This window comes from Cyanobium sp. NIVA-CYA 375 (assembly GCF_056108345.1).
This window is the reverse complement of record NZ_JBSYHW010000130.1, coordinates 1-3,725: the sequence shown is the minus strand read 5'-3', so window position 1 is coordinate 3,725 and position 3,725 is coordinate 1. Positions and strand designations below refer to the sequence as shown.

At 63.4% G+C, this 3,725-nt stretch carries 5 protein-coding genes and 1 pseudogene; 2 read left to right on the top strand and 4 right to left on the bottom strand.

Going from position 1 to position 3,725, the window contains the following annotated elements; all coding sequences use genetic code 11:
* Positions 1-425 (bottom strand): Ig-like domain-containing protein (locus tag AC01FP_RS16465; RefSeq protein ID WP_474481749.1); only part of this gene is annotated, 425 nt, incomplete at its 3' end.
* A 267-nt stretch (positions 426-692) separates the two neighbouring features.
* Between AC01FP_RS16465 and AC01FP_RS16460 the strand changes: the two genes are divergently transcribed.
* Positions 693-881, top strand: coding sequence for a hypothetical protein (locus tag AC01FP_RS16460; protein ID WP_474481748.1), 189 nt, complete (start codon positions 693-695; stop codon positions 879-881).
* Here AC01FP_RS16460 and AC01FP_RS16455 read toward each other — a convergent pair.
* Positions 849-1,337, bottom strand: coding sequence for a DUF2062 domain-containing protein (locus AC01FP_RS16455; protein ID WP_474481747.1), 489 nt, complete (start codon positions 1,335-1,337; stop codon positions 849-851). The genes AC01FP_RS16460 and AC01FP_RS16455 overlap by 33 nt on opposite strands.
* Between AC01FP_RS16455 and mnmE the strand changes: the two genes are divergently transcribed.
* A complete protein-coding gene (gene mnmE / locus AC01FP_RS16450; RefSeq protein WP_474481746.1) occupies positions 1,336-2,724 on the top strand; it encodes a tRNA uridine-5-carboxymethylaminomethyl(34) synthesis GTPase MnmE in 1,389 nt (462 codons plus the stop codon). The genes AC01FP_RS16455 and mnmE overlap by 2 nt on opposite strands.
* Positions 2,725-2,783: 59 nt before the next feature.
* Here mnmE and AC01FP_RS16445 read toward each other — a convergent pair.
* A pseudogene (locus AC01FP_RS16445) lies at positions 2,784-2,981 on the bottom strand (NCS2 family permease); the annotation flags it as partial.
* Between the two features lie 44 nt (positions 2,982-3,025).
* Positions 3,026-3,538: a phosphoribosyl-AMP cyclohydrolase gene (locus AC01FP_RS16440; RefSeq protein WP_474481745.1), complete on the bottom strand. Its 513-nt coding sequence runs from the start codon at positions 3,536-3,538 to the stop codon at positions 3,026-3,028.
* Between the last annotated feature and the right edge of the window lie 187 nt (positions 3,539-3,725).

The following is a 3,725-nucleotide window of genomic DNA, read 5'->3' as shown; positions in this document are numbered from 1 at the left end:
TCGTTGGTGCGGCCGCCAGCAGCGACGGTGCCGGTGATGATGCCAACGTTGTCGGTGACGTTGGTGATAGCGGCGGTGGTGGCTGGCGCGACGGTATCGAGGGTGAAGGTTCGCGCAGTAGAGGCGGTACCGAGATTGCCTACGGAATCGGCAACGCGAGCGGTGATGGAGTAGTTGGTGGCAGAAGTAGCAGGAAGAGCTGTTGCTGGAGTGAAAGTCCAGGTCAGAGCGGTGTTATTGACAGTGGCCGTACCGAGGAGAACTGTTCCGTTGAACACCCGCAGGGTTTCGCCAGCAGCGAGTGGAGCAGAGATGGTGCCGCTGATGGTGGGAGTGGTGTCGTTGGTGCGGCCGCCAGCAGCGACGGTGCCGGTGATGATGCCAACGTTGTCGGTGACGTTGGTGATAGCGGCGGTCGTGGCCATGGTGCCGGGGGGGTGAGGCTGGCTGGATGAAGCCAGTTGCTCAGGAGTGAAGGTGGCTGAGTATACACGAAGAGGCTCCGTCCAGGAGCTGAGTAACTATCACAACTGAAGGTGCGCGGTCACCGGTTGATCTGATCGAAGTTCTGTGCTGAATGGTGCTTGGTAATTTTAATCTTGTTTTCTCGCTGTCCTTTGTCAGGGTGACCATGGCTACAGCGGCTCGGCTGGGGCCCAGTTACAACCTGCCCATCCAGCGCAGGCAATGCCATGACCTCCGAGCAGGCGGCCCAACTGATAGACGACACCCTGGACCTGGTGCACCATCGGCTCCAGGACCTGCAGGCCCAGGCCCTGCCCCGTGAGCAGCACGCCCTGGCCGAGGAATTTCGCGAATGGCGCTACCCGGTAGGTGGTCACATCGACTTAATGGTTTTTCCCGGCCTGGCCAGCTCCTGATTCAGGCTTAACCCGCTCCAACCATCGCCAATAGAGCCATCCCCCCGCGACGGAGGTGGTGCTTGCGACCAGGGTTGAGCCCAGCATCAGCCGACTGAGGAAGGCCCCGCTGTTGTGCCAGATGCTGCCGTCCTTAAGGCTTGCCAAGCCCGGCCAGCCGGTGCCTGGCCCAATTAGCCAGCAGCCAACTTGGTAATTGAACCAATAGAGCGGCAGATAGGTGAATGGATTGCTCACCCAGGTGCCAGCAGCTGCCAGCAAGTGGTTGCCCCGCACCACGGATGCCAGTGCCACGCTCAGCACTATCTGCAGCCCAAAAAATGGAAAGCAGCCGCTGAAAAGGCCAACCGCCAGGCCTCTTGCCCGTTCGCCGTGGCTGCCTTCTTGGTGCCAGAGCCAGTTCAGCATCTGCCGTAGGCGGCGTGCCAGGGCGGCGTGGAGCTGAAATGGGGGCATGGGCTTCAACGACGCCGGATTTACTGACACCATCGCCGCGGTGGCCACCGCCGTGGCGCCGGGCGAGGGCAGTGTGGCGATCGTACGGATCTCAGGGAACGGGGCGGAGGCGATTGGCCGGCAGTTGTTTGCGGCCCCTGGCCAGCAGAGCTGGGAGAGCCACCGGGTGCTTTATGGCCATGTGGTGGATCCTGCTAGTGGTGAGCGGCTCGATGAGGCCCTGCTGCTGCTGATGCGAGCGCCGCGCAGCTTCACCCGGGAAGACGTGGTGGAACTGCACTGCCATGGGGGCTTGGTGGCGGTGCAGCGGGTGCTGGAGCTGGTGCTGGCGGCCGGGGCGCGGCGGGCCTTGCCGGGGGAATTCAGCCAGCGGGCGTTTTTAAACGGCCGGCTCGACCTCACCCGCGCCGAGGCGATCAGCGAAATGATCACGGCTCGCAGCCGCCGGGCGGCCCAGCTGGCCATGGCGGGCCTTGATGGCGGCCTGCAGCTGCGTATCGGTGCCCTGCGCGAGCGGCTGCTGGATCAGCTGGCCGAGTTGGAGGCGCGGGTGGACTTCGAGGAGGACCTACCCCCCCTCGATGGCGCGGCGGTGACGGCGGAACTGGCGGCGGTGCAGGTGGAGCTGGAGCAGCTGGTGGCTGAGGCGCGCCAGGGGGAGTTGCTGCGCCGTGGTTTGCGGGTGGCGATCGTGGGCCGGCCGAACGTGGGCAAATCCAGCCTGCTCAACCTGCTCAGCCAGCGAGAGCGGGCGATCGTGACCGACCTACCGGGCACCACCCGCGACCTGCTGGAAAGCGAGCTGGTGCTCGACGGCGTGCCGCTCACCCTGCTCGACACCGCCGGTATTCGCCCCACCAGCGACCGGGTTGAGCAGCTGGGCATCGAGCGCTCCCGCGCCGCCCTGGCCGCCGCTGATGCGGTGCTGTTGCTGTTTGATCTGGCCTCCGGCTGGAGCCTGGAGGATCAGGCCCTGCGGGAGCTGGTGCCCGAGGGCGTCGTGCTGCTGGTGGCGGGCAACAAGGCCGATGGGGCTGGCCTGCCGGTGGGTCTGGTGCCCCCGGGGCATGGGGAGCCGGCAGATGTGCGCTTCAGCGCCCTCACTGGAGCCGGCCGCGACGAGCTGGTGGCGGAGCTGCTGCGCCGCTGCGGAGCTGGCTGCCTCGAAGGGGTGCAGGTGGCACTTAATGCTCGCCAACGGGATTTGGCGGCGGCGGCGGCCCTGAGCCTGGGGGCTGCGCTTGAAGCCGCGGCGCAGCAGCTGCCCTGGGACTTCTGGACGATTGACCTGCGCGCCGCCGTGCGCGCCCTCGGCGAGATCACCGGCGAGGCGGTGAGCGAGGCGGTGCTGGATCGGGTGTTTTCGCGTTTTTGTATTGGCAAGTAGGTATTGGCAAGTAGGTCTACCTGCAGACCGACCCAGCCAACCTCACTCTCGGTTTGCTGCAGCATCACCACAAACACATAGGCGAACAGGCTCATCGTGTTGATGCCGTAGGGGAGGGCGGTGCGGTCGTCGCGCCCCTCGCGCTGGAAGGCCTGGCGGGCGTAGGCCAGGTTGCCCAGCACCAGGCTGTAGGCCACGATCAACAGGATCTGGATCAGGTTGTCGAACCCGAGGCCGAGGAAGCCATCGAGGTCACCGGCTGTCCGCTAGCGGGGTTTCGGCATGGCGGAATGGCAGATGATCAGCTGCCGTAGTTCAGGGACGAATGATGCAGCAGGATGCGCACACTTCCATCTCTTCCCTTGATGAAGTTCCAGGTCTTATCAACTCTTGTGACGCTGCCATTGGCATCAGTGAATGTCACATTACCCATTGTGATTGCAGATGAACCATCGAGCTGAATCACCGTATTCACTGCCTTGCAAGAGCGCCAGGGCGTAAGGGCGAAGCCTTTGTCTTTTGGGAAATTGGGATTGTGACCCACAAAGTATGCGAGAGCGCCCTCGCGGGTGGCTCGAATGGTTTGTTCTCCTGAAGCCAAGGTTGGCTTAAACGCCACTGGCCCGTATTGGTAGCCATAGGCTTGATCAATCACCATTGCGGCGGTTGTCTTGGCTTTGGCAATCCCTCCCTTGGAGTAATCGGCGCTGATCTGAAGAAGCGCTTTGCACCAGCCTTCCTGGGCCTTGAGCACCTGGGCGAGGGAGATGTTGTTGTCCAGAATTTGGACGGCCGGCGTGGTTGATTGGGCCATTACGGCTGCGGTGCCGGGAACCGAGAGACTCAGCAGAACAGCGGCTGCCCGGGGGCGAAGGCTGCTCAGAGGTAGACGGATCAAAACAGTCACTGCGGTATCGAGTTGACACGTAACTGTTCAGGGGGGAGAAAGCTCCGTGGCAGTTCCGCTCTTGACAGACCTCTGAAAACAGCTTGGATCTCAG

Excerpts from the sequence above, each read along its gene's own strand:
- AC01FP_RS16440 (WP_474481745.1), bottom strand. The coding sequence starts at position 3,538 with ATGGCCCAATCAACCACGCCGGCCGTCCAAATTCTGGACAACAACATC.
- AC01FP_RS16455 (WP_474481747.1), bottom strand. The coding sequence starts at position 1,337 with ATGCCCCCATTTCAGCTCCACGCCGCCCTGGCACGCCGCCTACGGCAG.
- AC01FP_RS16460 (WP_474481748.1), top strand. The coding sequence starts at position 693 with ATGACCTCCGAGCAGGCGGCCCAACTGATAGACGACACCCTGGACCTG.
- mnmE (WP_474481746.1), top strand. The coding sequence starts at position 1,336 with ATGGGCTTCAACGACGCCGGATTTACTGACACCATCGCCGCGGTGGCC.